The organism is Olleya sp. 1-3, assembly GCF_002836085.1.
In the GTDB taxonomy this organism is placed as follows: Bacteria; Bacteroidota; Bacteroidia; order Flavobacteriales; family Flavobacteriaceae; genus Olleya; species Olleya namhaensis.
Window position 1 is genome coordinate 1 of sequence record NZ_PJBW01000006.1, and the last position, 17680, is coordinate 17680.

The following is a 17680-nucleotide window of genomic DNA, read 5'->3' on the forward strand; positions in this document are numbered from 1 at the left end:
GATAGGTAGAGACAAGTTCTATCGCTTCCTAAGACTAAATAATCTTTTGATTCCAAAAACTAAAAATTACATCACAACGACAAACTCAAACCATATGTACAAAAAGTATAAGAACCTTGTAAAAGGCCACGTTCCTAATCGACCGGAACAACTCTGGGTTAGTGATATCACTTATATTAAAACAGAAAACGGACACAACTATCTAGCGTTAGTCACAGACGCCTATTCTAAGCAAATTATGGGTTACAAACTTGATAATCATATGAGAACATCGCTTTGCTCAGATGCGCTAGCTATGGCTATTAAAAACAGAAAATATCCTAATCAAAAACTTATTCACCATTCAGATAGAGGTTTCCAATACTGCAACCCCAAATACACAAAGTTTGCTGAAGACAATGGAATTGCAATGAGTATGACTGAACAATACGATCCTTACGAAAATGCAGTAGCAGAACGCATTAACAGAACTCTTAAATATGAATACGGACTAAAACAAAACATTAAAAACACTGAATTAGCACAAAAAATGACACAACAAGCGGTCTATATTTATAACAATTTGAGAACCCATTTTAGCCTGAATCTCAGAAAACTTGCTGAAGTCCATCTGAATCCAAACATCAAATACAAATCCTATCGAAAAAATAATGTAAATTTACCTGAGCTAACGATTTAAAAACGGACCTAGTTCAAACTGTTTTTTTCACCTTCTAAACGTCTAAAAAAAAATCTTTTGAACTGGAAAATATTAACAAAAAAAGGTCAACCTATATCAGTATAATACACTTTTCAGAAGATTTAAAATCAGTACACGAAGTCGGCAACTGGATAATACTTGAAATTCGAAACTATTATAAAACATTAGTATCACATTCAATTAATCTAAATTTAAAAAAATCCAAACTGCAAAATAGGTTTATTTATTACAGAATAACAACAAAATGATTATAGAGCAAGAAGAAAAATTTAAAGAAGTACTTTCTAAAATAGAAGGCAAAATTAATGAACAAAGTTTTTTTAATAAATTCTTAGAGTTGTATCCCGAAGTTTGGAAAAAACATAAAATCACGTTTTCAAAATTTAATAGAAGTAAACAATTTGGACAAACAATTCCGCTACCCAAACCTGAAGTCTCTTTACGGAAAGAAATTAGGGCTTGGTTACAAAAACAATTACACCATTAGAAATAGTTAAATTTCTTTCATTCGGTTTTTCCATGAAAAAATGGAATACTACTATTAATTGTTTTTGAAAACAAATAGCAAAATCTAAAAATAAAACACAACTACTAATACCATAACTTTAAAATAAACAACTTTTAACGTAAGGGTTTACTTAATTTATCTACTAACATCAAGTAATTAAATATACCTTGTTTTTATATGTCCGAAAAAAAGTTGATTTACATTACAGGAATACTTGGTCTGATAGCAAGTATAACTGTTGGTTTAGGAGAGTTTTTATTACACTACAGCAACCAGATAGTTGGTAATTCAGCGCATTATAATTTTTTTAAGTTTGTGCCAAGAGAGAATCTTATCTATGGGCACTTTTTAGCTGTTTTAGGAACACCTTTATATTTTGTTGGTTATTATCACATTTATAAAATGTTAAAGGGTAAAGAAAATAAATGGGCTTTTATTGTATTTACTTTAGGTGTTTTGGCTTTTACTGTTGGTGGCTTTTGGATTACTTCTAGAGCTTTTTTGGGAACAATAGTGCACCTACAAGATGATATTAATAGTACTGTTTATAGACAAATATTAGGTAACTACACTTTACTTAGTGAGTCATTAGTTCAAATATTACGAGTCATAATACTACTTTTATCCGCTTTCTTTATAATTGCAATTTATAAATCACCAACCTACTACAACAAATGGATGGCTATTACCAATCCTATTGTAATATTAATTTTAGTGTTTGCAGTTTACTTTATTATCCCATCTATCGGTAAGTATATTGCCCCCATAGCCATGAATGTCACTCATCTTATTCTATTCAGTTTATCATTATATCAATTTAATAAAAATTACAAATAATTAAATTATGAAATACTTAAAGTTTATATTTCTAGGTCTTATTACAATCATAATTCTGGCAGTACTATTACTTGCTTTTAGATTTGGAACAGATGGGAACAACCCGTATGATAATAAGATTGAAAATGGCATAACTCCAAAATTTAGTGAAGTATTAATCGATTTTAATCAGCAACATAATGGTAAAAAGTCTCTTCCTGTTATCGCATCTTCACTTATTGATATAAACAATGATGGTGTAGACGAAATATTTTTTGGTGGAGGTTTTGACCAACAGGATCAATTATTTCAATATAAAAACAATGCTTTTACTTCCATTTCTAAGAAGGTAAATTTACCTCAAAAAAGCAATTTAACAACATTAGCTTCAGCTTCTGCAGATTTTGATAATAATGGTTTTTCTGATTTAATTATCTCACGTGAAGATGGAATAACAATATATTACAACACTCAAGGTGTCTTTACTCCTAAAAAAGTAAAATATAATTTAGCGGATGATGCAACACCACTTGGCTTTGCATTAGGAGATATTGACAAGGATGGAGATATCGATATTTTTGTGTCTAACTATATTAGAAAAGAACAGATGCAAGGTCAAAATAACTTTACAAAAGGATATGGTCCAATCAGTCAGCTTCTGATAAACAATGGTGACAATACTTTTAAGGATAGCACGCAAAATTCAGGACTGGCTTATAACCACAATACTTTTATGGGCATATTTGTAGATATAGATAATGATAGCTGGTTAGATTTAATAGTAGCGCATGATACTGGAGAAGTTAGAACGTATAAAAACAATGCAGACGGAACATTTAAAATGATTACTAACCCTACTACAGACAAATACGGGTACCCAATGGGTATTGCTGTTGGAGATTACAACAATGATGGTCAAGTAGATTTTATGTTCTCTAATACAGGGACTACAGCCCCGCATTTTTTAGCACGAGGAGACGTTGATGAAAGTGAATTTAATTCTGATTGGATTTTCTTTGAAAACAAAGGAAACTTTGTATTTGAAGATGCGGCAGATAAGGTTAAAGTAGCAGATTTTGAATTCTCTTGGGGTGCAGCTATGGCAGACATGAATAATGATGGTTTGCAAGAATTAATTGTAGCAGAAAACTATGTAGAATTTCCTCCTCACAAAGTTTTTAAATTACCTGGTCGATTTTTAACTCAAAAAGAAGACCACACGTTTGTTGCTACTGAACAAGAAAGTGGTGTCGTAAATAAACACTTTGCTATTACACCATTAATTAGTGATTTTAATTTAGATGGTTACCAAGATTTAGTTTGGGTAAATATTTCTGGTCCAGCAAAAGTCTTTTTAAATAAGGGAGGAGATAACAACTACCTTCAATTAACTTTTTTAGAAAATGCTAAAAATATTGGTGCAAAAATTATAGTAACAACAACTTCAGGAAAAACAATAACAGAAGATTATATTATTGGAGAAGGATTAGTTTCTGATCAAAGTGCAACAATCCATATTGGCTTAGGTAAAGACAACATTAAAAGTACACAAATACACTATACTGATGGCACTGTACAGAACTTGGAGTCTATTAAGATTAATTCAAGAAGTATTGTTCCTAAATTAATTGAAGTACTAGAAAAGGCAGAAGAACTAAAATAATATGCTTAAATATGTCTTTTATTCTGTATTTATATTTGGAATATATGGCGCAGGAATTTTAGTTTATAATGAATTTAGTCAAGGTAATATTTGTCCAAAATTATTAAACATACCTGCCTGCTATATAATTTTAGCTTGTCTTGTAATTCCTTTTTTAGCACATGTCTTTAAAAAAGATAATATTATATATTTTACTGGCACAGGAATAGCTTGGAGTATTGCCTTTTATGGTTCTATCATGCAAATTTCGGGAGTTATTGAATGTCCAAAAACAAGTGCAGGTATCCCAATGTGTTATATTTCTTTTGCTATTTTCACCCTTTTGATAGTTCTAAAAATTAAAGAATTTAAAAAGGTGAAGTAAAACAAACAATCGTTTCATTACTAATCAAATATTTTTGATTAAAAAGCGCCTTTAAAGCATTACTAAATAATAGAATTCTATTACTAGATTTTTAAATTCTAATCCAAAGTAGCTTATCCTTAAATAGTGACGTTAAAACAATGTTACAAAACAAGACGTTATCCTTTAAAAAAATCTAATTAACGTATCTTTGTCTACTATTAAAGTTAAAATTATGAAAGACAATACAATGCTTAATTATATTAAAGAAGTTATAAAAAATATGCCAACTGGTTGGTTAAATATAACAACTCATAGATTAGATATTTATAATGAAAAGCTAGCTAAAACTGAGTTTTTAGATCAGTTTGAAACTTTATATACTAGTAATAATTCAGATGCATCTGCATTAAATCAATTACCTACTGCGTATGACTATATTAGACTAGGGCATCCATTATCTTGTGTATTAGAATGGGCACTTGCGCATTTACATGATATTAAATCAGAGAATGTCATTAGTTTCGATTCAAAAATAGTTCCTGTTTTAGCTGTTTTAAGAAAAAATCTATTAGAAAATAAAAACACAACAATTTATTATACAGGTAGTTTACCAGAATGTTTTGATGCAGAAATCATAAAAAATATTTACGGCTATAAGTTTCAACTAAAGCAAGTAAACACAGCTGATGAGATTGTAGCATTAAATGACACAACGGTATTTATATCTCAAGAAGAGACTATTGGCGCTGCGAATTTAGAGCCTAATATTGACTTTTTTATAAGCCTACACCAACATCTAGGAAGTATTTTAATAGTTAATGGTACAGCTAACGAAAATTATATCTCAGACATACAACATGTCCGTAGAAGAGAGACCGTTGCTATGACACCTGCAAACGCACTTATAGCATTAAATGCATTAGTAGAACAGTCAATCATTAAAAACAAAACAATAGACCTTACAAACAAAAATAGTGTCTTAAACGCCATTAAAACCGTAACTAACACAACTACTAAACCGTTAGTAGCCTCTAGTGGTTTATCCATACAGTACGCTATTTTAATGGGGCTTATTCATGACGCTATTATAAACCATAAAGGAAAAGCTATTAAAATTATAGTGCCTCCAAATTGTTATGGTGGTACTAATGACCAGGCTAGACGTGTTGCTGCATGTATTAATAATGTGGATATCGTAGATTTACCAGTAGATGGTGAAAATGATATGGTACAAAGTATTAATACCGTTTTAGATACCATAGCAGAACAAGATGCAGTCCCATATATAATTGCAGAAATCCCTACAAATCCTAGGGTTGAAGTACCTAACTTAATTAAGTTAAAAGAAGCCTTAAGTAAAGTGCGTAAGACGCCAAGCGGAGCAACAGCTATAGATCCTGTATTTATATTGGATCAAACATTCTGTCCAAATGTGCACTTTTTAGGTGAAAACGATATGTTGTCTACAGTTAGAACTATTTCTTTTGCTAGTGGGTCTAAATTCCCAAGTGGTGGACAATGTACTGCTGGTTACTGTGTTGGAAATACTAATACAATTGCTTTAATGGAAAAAATTGAAAATCATCTTATGCTTTGTGATAATGAGGCTACTGATTTTCAATATGACATCTTAGCAAAGCAATTACCTTCAATGAACCAAAGAATTAGCGATGCGTATAAAAATACACGTGAGTTTGTTAATTATATCCATGACGTGTTACCAGGCGCAAAAATCAACTTTGTCTCAGAAGCATTAGCTTCACAAGGGTTTACACCTTCTGTTTTTTCTTTAGATCTTCCTACAAAAGGTAATACAGATGAAGAAAAAGAAACGTATAAACGTGACCTGAATTTAAAGTTGATAAACTTGATGATTACTAAAATCCCTAACGAGAGTAAGTTTTGTGTAAGTTATGGGCAATTAAAAGGGTGTTATTGGACTATTCCTGCAACCTCTACACAGGGAACAACTAAAGAGGGCGATAAGGATTATATTGTTCGTGCCTCACTATCTCCTAACTTAGATCTTGAATTACATAAAAAAGTATTTTTAGACTTTGTAAAAAGTATTTAATACTTGCTATAATTTAAGAAACTTTAATTATAATTCTTAAATTTATAAACTATACCACATAGGCATGCATCTTTTAGGTGCATGCCTATATTATTTAGGATAGTTTGGCAACTATTATATAACCGTTTAATTTACAAACAAATGAAAGCGAAGACAACCTACTTGAAAGGAAAATCCATATTTATTGTTTCAATTATTGTAATAGCCATTACAGTGCTTACGGTTTATATTACAGGTATTAATTATAATAGAAGTATTACCTCAAACTTTTATCTGTCCTTGTCTATAATAGGTGCTGCTTTGTTTTTATTTATCACTTATGGCCTTTATAAAGGGATTGGTTTAATAGACAACTTTCCTGCTTTTAAAAATTTTAAATTAAAAGAATCTATTACAAGCTCTTCTGGCTTTACAGATTTCCCTGAGATAGCTATAGCTGAAGGCATTTTAGGTATACTAATATCAATTGTATTATGGATAGCCATGTCAATCGCTTTTACACTACTTCTCATCTTTTTAGAAGCCTTCTTTTGGTTTTCGCTTTTTATATTACTCGGGATGTTGTATTGGGTCTTTTTTAGAGCATTAAAACTCGTGTTTTCAAAAGTAAAACAGACCAAAAATAATTTACTGTTATCTGTAAAATACGCGTTAAGTTATACCGCATTATATTTAGGATGGCTTTTTGCTATTGTTTACATCACTGAACAACTACGTTAACTACCATCTATTAAAAACATAATATTCGTTATAATAGAAACTAATCGATCGTTGTAATTGATGCCTAACCTTAACGTTATACTTTTTAAAGTTTAGCTTTTTAATCAGAATTTAGGCCACAAAAAAAGCTTCTCTTTTTCAAGAGAAGCTTCTTGCTTCTGGGTGGAAGACCGGGTTCGAACCGGCGACTTTCGGTACCACAAACCGACGCTCTAACCAGCTGAGCTACAACCACCATTTGTGCGCATTTAATAATGCGTGTGCAAAGGTAAATTATTTACTAGTTATTCCAAACTTTTTTTTTAAAAAAATTTATTTTAAATCAAATAAACTATCCACTGCTGCGTAACGCTCTACAGTATAACCTTCTGCGTAATCCATATTTACTAGTCTACCTAGGTCTCTAGCTCTATATTTGACACTATCTGTAAAATTTTTACTAGAAATAGGTGTTTCTGGCTCTTTACTTGTCGGATCAAAGAACTGCGTTTTGTATGCTAAAACACTTTTCATCTTAATATCAAGGTATCCAGAAATATCTACCACAAAGTCCGGTTCAATAGTTTTCCATTGGATATAATGGTACACTTGTTTTGGTCGCCATTGTTTTTGAATAGTATTATCAACCTTGGTTTCAATTTTTATTAATCCACTTAAAAAACAAGCATCACTAACTAATTTACTTCCTTTTCCGTGATCTATATGCCTATCATCAATAGCATTACAAAGTACAATCTCTGGTTGATACTTGCGTATCATCTTTATAATTTCCAATTGATGCTGCTTATCATTAACAAAAAAGCCATCTTTAAATCCTAGATTCTCTCTGTAAGCAACACCTAATATATTTTTTGCATCCTCAGCTTCCGTTTTACGGGTTAATGCTGTACCACGTGTTCCTAATTCTCCTTTTGTTAAATCTACTATAACAACAGTTTTTCCTTTAGCTACTTCTTTTGCTATTGTACCTCCTGCTCCAAGTTCTACATCGTCTGGATGGGCACCAAATGCTAGTATGTCTACTTTCATCTTAATATTATTTATTCCAATCTTGTTTTTGTTCTTCAGTTAAAAAAGTCCAAGCTACTACTCTACTTTTCTTGTTTCCAATATTAAGGGCTATAGTAAGGACTTGTGTTGCGCCAAGCTTTTTAAGCGATTGATGCATGGTTTTTACGTTGTCTTTGTTTGATACTAGACTAGTATACCAAAAACTTTGTGTTTTTAATAAAGAGCTTTCGTATAAATAGTTATGTAAAAAAGCTTTCTCGCCTCCTGTGTACCATAACTCATGGGCTTGACCAGCAAAATTACGCACCATTTGATCCGTAGGTTTTCCTAATCCTTTAAGTTTACTAGTTGTTGCCTTTAGTGCATCTGCTTCATTCTTAAAAAATGGAGGATTACACATAGCAACTGTTATCTTATCAGTTTCGCTTAAAACACCATTTAAAATATGCGCATCATCTTGTTGTTTTTTAAGCTTAATTTTATCTTGTAGATTGTTTTTGTCAACAATGTTTTGGGCAGATTTAAGTGCTTGATCATTACTATCTACACCAATAAAATTCCAATCATGCACTGCATTACCTAATAATGGGTAAATACAGTTTGCACCTGTACCAATGTCTAAAACAGTAACATTCTCTGTTAATTTAGAACGTTCTAATAAATCTGCAATGTGATGGATATAATCTACACGTCCCGGAATTGGTGGACATAAAAAGTGATCTGGAAAATCCCAAAACTGAATATCATAATGCGATTTTAATAAAGCTGCATTTAAAGCTTTAACAGCTTTAGGGTTTGCAAAATCAATTGTTTTTTTATTATTAGCATTTGTAAAAATAAAGGGCTCTATGTTTGGATAGACCGTTGCAAGCTGAGTAAAATTGTAATCGTCAGTATGTTTGTTTCTTTTGTGCAAAATTTGAGTATTAGTAATTGTTATTAGTTAATTTTTATTTAATGGCACTAATTGCTTGTTTTATATCCGCTTTTAAATCTTTAGTTTCTTCTATTCCTAAAGAAAAACGAATTAATCCATCAGAGATACCTACCTCTGCTCTTTGTTCTGGTGTTAATAATGCATGTGAAGTTTGTGTTGGTGATAATACGGTACTCTCAACACCTGCTAAACTAATAGAAGCTTTAATAAGCTGCAGCTGCTTCATAAATTGATCAGAATGAAATGCATCCTCCAATTCAAAAGACAACATTGCTCCGAAGCCTTTCATTTGTCTTTTTGCTAGTTTATGTTCTGGGTGTGTTTTTAAACCTGGATAATACACGTGTTTTACAAAGGGTTGTTTTGTTAACCATTTAGCCATTTTATTAGCATTTTTAGTTTGTGCTTTAACACGTAAACCCATAGTTTTCATGCTACGTTCTAACATCCAAACAGTAAAATCACTTAAACTACCACCATAATTTTTAGAGACATTCCAAATTAACTCCATATGCGCTACACTTCCAGCAACTGCACCAGCACATATATCACTATGACCACCAAAATATTTGGTTGCGGAGTGCATGATTAAATCTATTCCAAACTCAGCTGGATTTTGATTAACAGGACTTGCAAATGTATTATCTATACTTGTTACTATATTTTTTTGTTTTCCTAATTTAGCTATTGCCTCAATATCAGTAATAGTTAAGAGTGGATTTGACGGTGTTTCAATATGAATTAATTTGGTGTTGGGCTGAATTGCTGCTTCAAAATCTTCGACCGTATAACCGTTAGTAAAAGTAAATTCTATATTTAACTTAGGAAACTCTTCTCTAATAAAATTAGAAGTCCCACCGTATAGTGTGTTTTGTACTACAATATGATCCCCTGCTTTTAAAAAAGCTAAAAACATATGACTAATAGCCGCCATACCAGAAGCAAATATCATTGCTGCTTCAGTGCTTTCCAAAGCTGCTATTTTTTTTACTAAATACTCTTGATTAGGTGTATTAAAATAGCGTGGATAACGCTTAACATCCACATCCATAAACTGATATGATGAAGATAAATAAATAGGCGAAATCGCGCCTTTAAATTGCTCGTCAGGGACTTCTCCAACGTGTGTGCAAATGGTATTTAAACCGGGATTCTTTAATTTCATTTCACAAATACATTTAAACATGTAATTTAGTCATTTAATACTTCTTTATTAAAATAATCTATACTATTATTAAAATATGCAGTCCTGATTTAACGCCTCCTTAACTATAACTTACCTCACTATTTTGTATTTTAAGAATTATGATAGCACAAGACAAAGAAGAAAATAAAAACATTTTAAAACAATCAATATCACATTTAGAGTTTTTAGGCTTTGAAAATATTAAAGCAGACTTACAAGGTTATGAGCAACCCTCTACATTTGTAAAAAAGGAAGATAATATGGTAATTGTACCAGATATTACTGCTTATAAGCGTACTAAAAAATATATTTTTGAATTAGGTATTAAAAGCAATAAGCCCAAAGCATTAAAAACAAAATGGCGATTATTAGATGTAGTCACACGGATGAAAGATCAACGATTTAAAATTATAACCACAAAAGGACATTATAGTTTTACCAATACAATGTTAAGTGAGTTGAACTTAGATAAAACACTAATGAAAATTTAAAATAATAAAAAAAAACAGCAAATGCTGTTTTTTTTGTTTGACTTAATCTTCTAGTTTACTTTGCTTAACAATTGCTTTTAAACGTTCTTTTCTAGAGAGTTCCTCCTTTTTTTTCTTATTTATTTTTTTAGCCATTAGCTTAGAATGCTTGGCTTTGTTTTTGGTGTTTTTCTGACCTTTAGGCTTTGGCATAATCTTATTTTTTTGACCCTTTTAGTAATGTATTCTGTTCCTCTATTAAATCTGTTAATTTGGACAACAACTCTATATCCTTTGGTGTTTTTACCGTTTTATTTTTGACATCCTGAGATTTATCTCTTAATTGGTTCATGGCTTTTACAACAATAAACACGGTCAAACCTACGATTAAAAAATCTAACATTACCTCAAACAACTCGCCATAATACACTGCAACTTCTTGTGTTGTAATTACACCTTCTGTATTTGTAATAGCATCTCTTAATATGTAACGCTTATTATGAAAATTTAATCCATCAGTCATTAGTGATAATGGTGGCAAAAACACTTTTTTAACCAACACATCAATAACCTTATTGAAGGATGCACCTATTATTATACCAATAGCCATATCCATCATGTTACCTTTTACAGCAAACTCTTTGAATTCTTTTAAAAATTTCATTTTAAACCTAATTTATATTCCGCGAAGATATTAAATAATAGAAAGCATCAAGTTTAATCTCTGGGTGTTTTATCATAAGCCTTAACCATAAAAAAAGCCCAAGCAAAGACACAAACAAACACTACTATCGAGAACCAAAAAACGATACTATTTCCTTCCATTATTTATCAGTTTTATATAAATCATTACACCTAAAAGTGTAGGCGCCCACAAACCAATAAAAATACCGTGCAATTGTTCTCCATTCAAAAACAAATACTCGGCAACTAAGATTATAGCCAAGCATAATACTAAAAGTAATACGTTGCTTAATCCAATTTTTCTTATGTAATTCATTAATATTTTTATTATTTCTAACAAGTTAATCAATAAAACTAAAAAAACCAAAACCAACAACCAAAAGCTATTTTGACTGATTTATTTGTCTTTAAACGATAATGCTGTTTTTATTTAAATTAAATAATGTATTTCATCGAATAAAAAGACCTTTAAAAGGGTAATCAAGAGAATATACATATATTGGTCGAAGAAATTAACCTTACAACTGATTAACGCCCTTTATCATGAGAAAAGCTACTTTACTTTTACTTCTTACTTTTTGCAATTTTATTTTTGCCTCAAACACAACAACCACTTCAAATATAGATTCAGATAGTAGTATTCAAATTATTAGATTAAACTATACTGCACCAAATAGTGCTTCTAGAGAGTTATTGTTAGCTTTTACATCAGACAATGCTGCGACAGATGGTGTAGATTATGGTTATGACGCAACAGTAAGCAGCCCTTTTAATAATGATTTAAACTGGCTAATTGAGGATAACCGTTATGTTATACAAGGTGTTGGTGCTTTTGATAATAACAAACAATACTTATTTGGATTATATAATGAGTTTAGCGGTGAAGCAACCATAGAAATTACAAGTTTAGAAGATTTTGACACAGACATTGACATCTATATTTACGATGCTTTATTAAACACTTACACCTCAGTAAAAGACACAGCGTATACAGTAACGCTAGATGCAGAAAACTACACAGATCGCTTCTATATTGCTTTTAACCAATCAGAAGAAAACACTACTGACGAAACAACGGATGATGATAACACAACAGCTGACGAAGACTCAAATACTGATGAAGATTCTGATGATGCTACTTCAGAAGAAGACACAACAGACAGCACTGAGGATACAAATACTGATCTTGGTTTAAAAATCAAATATCTAAAAGGGTTAAATCAATTAAAAATTAGTGTCAAAAACAATAACACAATTAGCAGTGTTATAGTATACAACAACAAAGGTGCGGTATTAAAAACTAAGCAAAATATTAACGCTAAAAAAACCAACATTAGACTTAATAGAAGAAATAAAAGGCTAATACTACATATCACTACAAATACTAAAACAATAATAAAACAGATTGTTTTACCAAGAAGGGACTAATACTAAATATGTATAACCACAAAAAAACTCACTATTTTCATAGTGAGTTTTTTTTGTACCTATTATAAGACTGGTAACTATTATTTTTTATAATACTTAGCGTATTTCCTGTATGAAAAGAAACCTATTACAGCAACCATTACTGCTGCTATTGCAATAAACTTAAAGCTTACTATTTGATCTCCACTAGCATAACTATGTAATCCTGAAAGGTAGAAATTAACTCCAAAATAAGTCATTAAAATACTACTAAACGTTACAATTGCCATTAAGTTAAAAAACCAGCGTCCACGTAACCCAGGTACTAATCGCATGTGTATTACAAAGGCGTATAACATAATACTAATTAAGGCCCATGTTTCTTTTGGATCCCATCCCCAATATCTTCCCCAACTTTCATTAGCCCATTGTCCACCTAAAAAGTTTCCAATAGTTAACATTACCAAACCGACAGTTAACGCCATTTCCGTAATTATAGTCAATTCTTTAATATTAATGTCCATCTTAGCTTTGTTATTAGAGTTAGTTAAGATCATCAATATTAATGACACTAATCCTAATATCATACCTAATGTAAATGGTCCATAACTAGCCACAATAACAGCCACGTGAATCATTAACCAATAACTATCTAATACCGGCTGTAAATTAGCAATAGCAGGATCCATCCAATTCCAATGTGCAATCATTAAAATCATTGCAGTTACAAATGCAGTAGACGCTAATGTTAAATCACTTTTTCTTCCAAATGCTAAACCAAAAAACATAGTCGCCCAAGCAACATAAATCATAGACTCATAAGCATCACTCCAAGGTGCATGACCTGAGATATACCAACGCGCTATTAAACCTGCTGTATGTAAAATAAACAGTCCTAAAATAATAAATTTAAATACTGTAATACTTTTATTTAACCACTTATTACTAGACTTAAAGATTTGCCAAACAAGTAATAAAAACAATAAAGTACCAGCATACATGTACCAACTAAATAGCTTTTTAAACACATCATATTTGTTATATAATATCTCTGCATTTATCTTACTATCACTAAGCATTACATTAGCCCCTACCTTACCTTGCGACTTTTTGAAAGCTTCTAAAAGCTTCTCAGATTTTTCATAATCTTTAGACTTCTTAGCTTCATTTAAAGTATATAAATACCAATCAAAACTAGAACCAACAAAACTACCATAAATAGTATCTGTTATCTGTTGCTTATAGCCTTCGTTTTTATATTCAAAAGGAGAAATCCATTTATTGTTTTCATCATCCGGAATCGGAAATATTTTTAAAGAACGTCCCTCAATAGCATTACTTAACAAGTTAATACGTTGATTGGTTTCCAAAAATTCTTTCTGAATCCCTGTTTGCGATTTTAAAGCCGATGCTTCTTCTAGGTAAGGGTCTAACTTATATTTAAAGTCGTCCGTAAAAAAGTCTAATAATCTTGCAAATTCTTGATCCTTTGGAATACCAATCACGCTTCTAATAGAATCCGCTTTTTGTCTTTTTAAATAGATAATTGGCACATTATACCATAACATTGGACTTTCTTGAATACTCAAGAAAATCTGATTTGCAGTCAACCCTTCATAAGTTTCATGCTTTGTTAGTTTTCTTACCAACTCTGAAGAATACGTATCAATAGGCATCATACGTCCATCTAAATCCTGAATAACAATATGACCAAACTTATCAGCATGGGCTTTTGGTGCCACATTTGCTTTTAAGATTGAATCTATTTGAAATTTTGAAGGTGCTTTACTCTCCTCCACTTCTTCATGACCATGTCCATCATTTGCGCTGTGTTGCTCTTCTTGAGCAAAAGTTGTTAAACTAAAACACAATAAAATAAGCGTCGTGATTTTAGCCTTTTTATTTTTAACCTTCTCTAACCCATTCTGTAAATCTCTAAACCTTGTGTGGTTAGCAAATAAAATAGCCATCATACCAAAATACAATAAAAAGTAACCTAAATAAGTAACCCAAGTCCCCCAATAGTCATGATTAACAGACAAAATGGTTCCTTTTAAATCTTTATCATAATCAGCTTGAAAAAAGCGGTATCCGCGATGATCCAATATATTATTCATATAAATATGAAAATCAAAATCACCTTGCTCCTTATCTATAACCGTCACTTTACTTTCGTAAGAAGAATAGTTGTTTTCTGTACCAGGATATTTTTCAGCAATAAAATCGTTTAATTTTACTTCAAAAGGTAATTCTAATACTTTAGAACCATATTTTAAAGCAATATCTAAACCACCAACTTTAACTTGTTTAAAACGATTATTAGACCATTGACTACCCAATAATTTAACTTCTTTAGTTTCGCCATTAGCAGTAACATTAAGCACGACTGCGTTTTCATCTTGCTTTAAGAAACTTGCTTTTTTAACGACATCAAATTTTCCTTTTACGACAGGCTTAGGAAACACCAATTGCATATCTCCAATAACATATCTAGAACGCAGCATTAATGGCTGTATGGAATCTTTTATAAGTTTACCTTGTGCCATACTTGCCATAATCAAATATTCCCCTTCAAATGGAGAATGCACCATTAAACCGTCTGGTGTTGTTGTAATATTTACAGCACCTTCCGTAGGTTTATCCAATGCCACTAATAAGTTATGGATGTTTTCTACTGTACCTTGTTTTAAAAAGTGATTGTGCGGTCCATTACCTCTAGCCTCAACAATTTTTAAGTAATTCTCACCAGCATCATCAGGTACAATATCTTCTTCTGCACCAAGAAAAAAGTTTGTTAATTCAAAACTAACTGGCGTGTTATTGTAATATGCGGTGTGGTCAAAGCTATTTTCCATTCTTCCAGAAAAATCTACTTCTTCATCAAACGGTAAACGTTGCGGTACACCGTCTATCATATAATCACCATCAATATATGCTGTAATGTATGTTTTTTGAGATAAAAACCCACTTTCAGTTTCTCCTTCTCTAATCGCAATCATTCCTTCAAAACCAAAGTAACGCGTAATACCAGCGCCTAAAATGATAAATATAAAGGCTAAATGCAGGGTTAAAGTCGCCCATTTTTCCTTTCGTAATAATCTAAATTTAAAAATATTACCAATAAAATTGATCATAAATAAAACCATGATAGCTTCAAACCACCAAGCGTTATAAATTAAATTTCTGGTATAAGGTGTTGGAGAAGTATCCATGTTTCTGTCCAGAATAGTTCCAACAGCCATTGCGGTTGCAAAAACAATAAATAAGACAGATGTTAATCGTGTAGAAAATAAGATTTTGGCGATTCTATTTTGCATAATAATAGGCCTTTTTTAGCTCGTGCAAATATAATCGTTTTTGTTGGTTATAATTCCTTTAAAACTTCCAAATCTTGTGTTAAAATTACGGTTTAGACTTTTGTCTAGCTTCAAAAATTTTCAAATACATAAATGTGCCCATTTTTCTTGCCCTACGCTTCGCATTATCAGCCATTTCACCTTCAAAAAATTGATCAATAGTTGCGTACCATAAATTTAACCAAAGCCCAAAATGTAGCTCTGTGATACTATGGTCTAACGTTGCATCTACTTTTTCATGCGCTTCTAGTGGGTTGCCAATATATTTATGGTCTAATTTTTTACCAATAAACAAACTAGATTCCCAAAACGTTGTTAAATGGTCTAAATGCGTGTCCCAATCTGTAATTATGGCATTAAAAATAGGCCCTAACACTTTATCTGCTCTAACTTTTAAGTAAAACTGGTCTACTAAAAGCTTAACATCCTGACGGTTTGCAATGGCTTTTCTATTCATAGTAACAAAGATAAAGTTTTGTACTTTTAAATCTTTATTTTCTTAGTATTTTAGCGCTATGATTAAAATAGTTTTGCTTGGCGCAGGAAATGTGGCCACACACTTATATAAAGTATTTAAAGAAGCTTCTAATATTGAAGTTGTGCAATGGTACAACCGCAACCTAAATGCTATTGAAACGTACAAAAACGAAGTAGACATTACCGATGACGTTAATGCGCTAATCGAAGCCGACGTTTATATTATTGCCATAAGCGATGATGCTATCGAGGCGTTAAGTGCGTCTTTACCATTTGAAAACCGATTGGTTGTACACACCTCTGGAAGTGCCCGTTTATATGACATTGACCAAAAACATTATCGTGGCGTATTTTACCCTTTACAAACCTTTAGCAAGGATGTAGATCTAGATTTTACAACAGTCCCTATTTGTATTGAAACCTTAAGAAAAAAAGATTTTAAACTATTAGAAACTATAGGAGAAAGTTTGGGATGTAAAACTTTTAAAGTAAATCCTAAACAGCGCCCTGCATTGCATCTAGCTGCAGTATTTGTTAATAATTTTACGAATCAAATTTATAGAATAGCACACGAAATTACAGAAAAACAAGGTGCCGAATTTGATATATTAAAACCATTGATTGCTGAAACTGCTAGAAAAGTGCAAGAAGTATCGCCTTATTTAGCGCAAACAGGACCTGCAAAACGAAACGATAAAAAAACAATAAAAAGACATTTAAAATTATTAGATAATCCACATCACGAAGAGGTGTATAATCTAATGACAGAATCTATAAAAAAGACACATGGACGATAAAAGCTATAAAGAATATTTACACCAAGTAACAACATTTATTTTTGATGTAGATGGTGTATTAACAAACGGAATGATTACCATTACCTCTTCAGGAGAAATGATAAGACACATGAATGTTAAGGATGGTTATGCTATGAAACAAGCGTTAAATCATGGCTACAATGTTTGTATTATCTCAGGTGGTACAAACGAAGGTGTGCGTACTAGATTAAACCATTTAGGTATTAAAGACGTGTATTTAGGTGCACATCAAAAAGTAGTGCAGTTTGAAGAGTATTTAAACAACAATCAAATTAAAGCAGAAAACGTTTTATACATGGGTGATGACATCCCTGACGTACCTGTTTTAAAATTAGTTGGTGTCTCTAGTTGCCCACAAGACGCTGTACCAGAAGTTAAACGTGTCTCTAAATATATATCGCACAAATTAGGCGGAGAAGGTTGTGTACGTGACGTCATTGAGCAAGTTATGAAAGTACAAAACAAATGGGATAGCGATTTTGACGCGCAAACATTTTAATATTATTT

19 protein-coding genes and 1 tRNA gene are annotated in these 17680 nt (G+C 31.5%); 11 read left to right on the forward strand and 9 right to left on the reverse strand.

Features of this window, described 5'->3' with window-relative positions; all coding sequences use genetic code 11:
- The 7 genes from CXF54_RS07740 to CXF54_RS07770 form a co-directional block, all read left to right on the forward strand.
- A partial coding sequence (locus CXF54_RS07740) for an IS3 family transposase (RefSeq protein ID WP_157823413.1) occupies positions 1-679 on the forward strand: 679 nt, incomplete at its 5' end.
- Between the two features lie 265 nt (positions 680-944).
- A complete protein-coding gene (locus CXF54_RS07745) occupies positions 945-1187 on the forward strand; it encodes a hypothetical protein (protein WP_090839535.1) in 243 nt (80 codons plus the stop codon).
- 198 nt (positions 1188-1385) lie between these two features.
- Positions 1386-2045 carry a DUF6796 family protein gene (locus CXF54_RS07750; RefSeq protein ID WP_101203119.1) on the forward strand — a complete coding sequence of 220 codons (660 nt, stop codon included), beginning with the start codon at positions 1386-1388 and terminating at the stop codon, positions 2043-2045.
- Between the two features lie 7 nt (positions 2046-2052).
- The gene (locus tag CXF54_RS07755; RefSeq protein WP_101203120.1) at positions 2053-3687 is read left to right on the forward strand and encodes a CRTAC1 family protein; all 1635 of its coding nucleotides are present in this window, start codon (positions 2053-2055) and stop codon (positions 3685-3687) included.
- Between the two features lies 1 nt (position 3688).
- The gene (locus tag CXF54_RS07760; RefSeq protein WP_090839541.1) at positions 3689-4051 is read left to right on the forward strand and encodes a hypothetical protein; all 363 of its coding nucleotides are present in this window, start codon (positions 3689-3691) and stop codon (positions 4049-4051) included.
- Between the two features lie 214 nt (positions 4052-4265).
- Positions 4266-6107, forward strand: a complete 1842-nt coding sequence (locus CXF54_RS07765) for a cystathionine beta-synthase (protein WP_101203121.1) — start codon at positions 4266-4268, stop codon at positions 6105-6107.
- A 141-nt stretch (positions 6108-6248) separates the two neighbouring features.
- On the forward strand, positions 6249-6827 hold the full coding sequence (locus CXF54_RS07770; protein WP_101203306.1) for a hypothetical protein: 579 nt from the start codon (positions 6249-6251) through the stop codon (positions 6825-6827).
- Between the two features lie 160 nt (positions 6828-6987).
- Here CXF54_RS07770 and CXF54_RS07775 read toward each other — a convergent pair.
- From CXF54_RS07775 to CXF54_RS07790, 4 genes are all read right to left on the reverse strand, one after another.
- A tRNA-His gene (locus CXF54_RS07775) sits at positions 6988-7063 on the reverse strand.
- Between the two features lie 76 nt (positions 7064-7139).
- Positions 7140-7856 carry a bacillithiol biosynthesis deacetylase BshB1 gene (bshB1, locus tag CXF54_RS07780; protein ID WP_090839545.1) on the reverse strand — a complete coding sequence of 239 codons (717 nt, stop codon included), beginning with the start codon at positions 7854-7856 and terminating at the stop codon, positions 7140-7142.
- Positions 7857-7863: 7 nt separating this feature from the next.
- Entirely contained in the window at positions 7864-8754 is an 891-nt protein-coding gene (gene rlmF, locus CXF54_RS07785) for a 23S rRNA (adenine(1618)-N(6))-methyltransferase RlmF (RefSeq protein WP_101203122.1), read from the reverse strand.
- A 34-nt stretch (positions 8755-8788) separates the two neighbouring features.
- On the reverse strand, positions 8789-9940 hold the full coding sequence (locus CXF54_RS07790) for a trans-sulfuration enzyme family protein (protein ID WP_101203123.1): 1152 nt from the start codon (positions 9938-9940) through the stop codon (positions 8789-8791).
- A gap of 140 nt (positions 9941-10080) precedes the next feature.
- On the opposite strand from CXF54_RS07790, the gene CXF54_RS07795 reads away from it, so the two are divergent.
- Complete coding sequence (locus tag CXF54_RS07795) at positions 10081-10452, forward strand: hypothetical protein (RefSeq protein WP_090839551.1); 372 nt, start codon at positions 10081-10083, stop codon at positions 10450-10452.
- A gap of 42 nt (positions 10453-10494) precedes the next feature.
- Here the strand turns inward: CXF54_RS07795 and CXF54_RS15795 are convergent, their stop codons facing one another.
- From CXF54_RS15795 to CXF54_RS07805, 3 genes are all read right to left on the reverse strand, one after another.
- Positions 10495-10644, reverse strand: coding sequence for a hypothetical protein (locus tag CXF54_RS15795; RefSeq protein WP_177183522.1), 150 nt, complete (start codon positions 10642-10644; stop codon positions 10495-10497).
- Positions 10645-10648: 4 nt separating this feature from the next.
- Positions 10649-11095: a large conductance mechanosensitive channel protein MscL gene (gene mscL, locus CXF54_RS07800; RefSeq protein ID WP_090839553.1), complete on the reverse strand. Its 447-nt coding sequence runs from the start codon at positions 11093-11095 to the stop codon at positions 10649-10651.
- 147 nt (positions 11096-11242) lie between these two features.
- Positions 11243-11431 carry a hypothetical protein gene (locus CXF54_RS07805; protein ID WP_090839555.1) on the reverse strand — a complete coding sequence of 63 codons (189 nt, stop codon included), beginning with the start codon at positions 11429-11431 and terminating at the stop codon, positions 11243-11245.
- Positions 11432-11658: 227 nt separating this feature from the next.
- Between CXF54_RS07805 and CXF54_RS07810 the strand changes: the two genes are divergently transcribed.
- Entirely contained in the window at positions 11659-12543 is an 885-nt protein-coding gene (locus CXF54_RS07810) for a hypothetical protein (protein WP_101203124.1), read from the forward strand.
- An 80-nt stretch (positions 12544-12623) separates the two neighbouring features.
- Here the strand turns inward: CXF54_RS07810 and ccsA are convergent, their stop codons facing one another.
- Together ccsA and CXF54_RS07820 are read right to left on the reverse strand one after the other, a co-directional pair.
- Positions 12624-15839, reverse strand: a complete 3216-nt coding sequence (gene ccsA, locus CXF54_RS07815; protein ID WP_090839559.1) for a cytochrome c biogenesis protein CcsA — start codon at positions 15837-15839, stop codon at positions 12624-12626.
- Between the two features lie 85 nt (positions 15840-15924).
- Entirely contained in the window at positions 15925-16335 is a 411-nt protein-coding gene (locus CXF54_RS07820) for a group III truncated hemoglobin (RefSeq protein WP_101203125.1), read from the reverse strand.
- A gap of 58 nt (positions 16336-16393) precedes the next feature.
- On the opposite strand from CXF54_RS07820, the gene CXF54_RS07825 reads away from it, so the two are divergent.
- Both CXF54_RS07825 and CXF54_RS07830 read left to right on the forward strand, forming a co-directional pair.
- On the forward strand, positions 16394-17152 hold the full coding sequence (locus CXF54_RS07825) for a Rossmann-like and DUF2520 domain-containing protein (RefSeq protein ID WP_101203126.1): 759 nt from the start codon (positions 16394-16396) through the stop codon (positions 17150-17152).
- Positions 17142-17672: a KdsC family phosphatase gene (locus CXF54_RS07830; RefSeq protein WP_090839566.1), complete on the forward strand. Its 531-nt coding sequence runs from the start codon at positions 17142-17144 to the stop codon at positions 17670-17672. The genes CXF54_RS07825 and CXF54_RS07830 overlap by 11 nt, the downstream gene beginning before the upstream one ends.
- Positions 17673-17680: the final 8 nt, after the last annotated feature.